Raw genomic sequence first — 716 nt, 5'->3', positions numbered from 1 at the left:
CGAAGATACCTCGCACCAGGCGATCACCAGCATGGTCGACGGCGTCAGGCATTTCGAGGTGATCGAGGCCGAATGCGTCGGCTGTAACCTCTGCGTCAATGTCTGCCCGGTCGAGGGCTGCATCACGATGGAGCCGCTGGCCGCCGGCGCGATGGACGAGCGCACCGGCAAGCCGGTGTCGCCGGTCTATGCCAACTGGACGACGCATCCGAACAATCCGATGGCCAAGGTAGCGGCGGAATAGGGCAGGTACGCGACGAGAGAAGCGGCGTCTTCGGGCGCCGTTTTTCGTTTTCCTATTGCAGATAGTGGATATCCACGATAAAAGATATCCATGAATTGGAGCATGGCATCATGAGATTGGGGGAAGGCGTCGAGGCGGCAATCCACTGCGCCGCGATGCTCGCAGGCGTAGACGGCGCCGCGACCATGCCGGGCGCCGCCATGGCGGAGGCTTTCGGCCTGTCGCCGAGCTATCTGCTCAAGCATCTCAACATGCTGACGGCCGCGGGTATTCTGGAATCGGTGCCGGGACCGGCCGGCGGCTACCGTCTGGCGAAGCCGTCCGAGAGCATCACGCTGCTCGACATCGTGCTCGCCGTCGAGGGCAGGGAACCTGCCTTCCGTTGCGGCGAGATCCGCCAGCGCGGCCCTGTGCGGCTCGATGCTTCGGCCTATGTGAAGCCATGCGGCATCAATGCAGCGATGCTCAAGGC

2 protein-coding genes are annotated in these 716 nt (G+C 63.4%); both read left to right on the top strand.

All coding sequences use genetic code 11. The features are described 5' to 3' along the window. Window positions 1-244 (top strand): 4Fe-4S dicluster-binding protein (locus EOA33_RS23280; protein ID WP_190234346.1); only part of this gene is annotated, 244 nt, incomplete at its 5' end. Between the two features lie 110 nt (window positions 245-354). After that, window positions 355-716, top strand: a 362-nt coding sequence (locus EOA33_RS23275; protein WP_245482416.1) for an Rrf2 family transcriptional regulator, incomplete at its 3' end; no start/stop codon positions are given.

The organism is Mesorhizobium sp. M4A.F.Ca.ET.050.02.1.1 (assembly GCF_003997725.1).
In the GTDB taxonomy this organism is placed as follows: domain Bacteria; phylum Pseudomonadota; class Alphaproteobacteria; order Rhizobiales; family Rhizobiaceae; genus Mesorhizobium.
The sequence above is the reverse complement of the archived record's forward strand: the minus strand, read 5'-3'. Positions and strand labels throughout refer to the sequence as shown.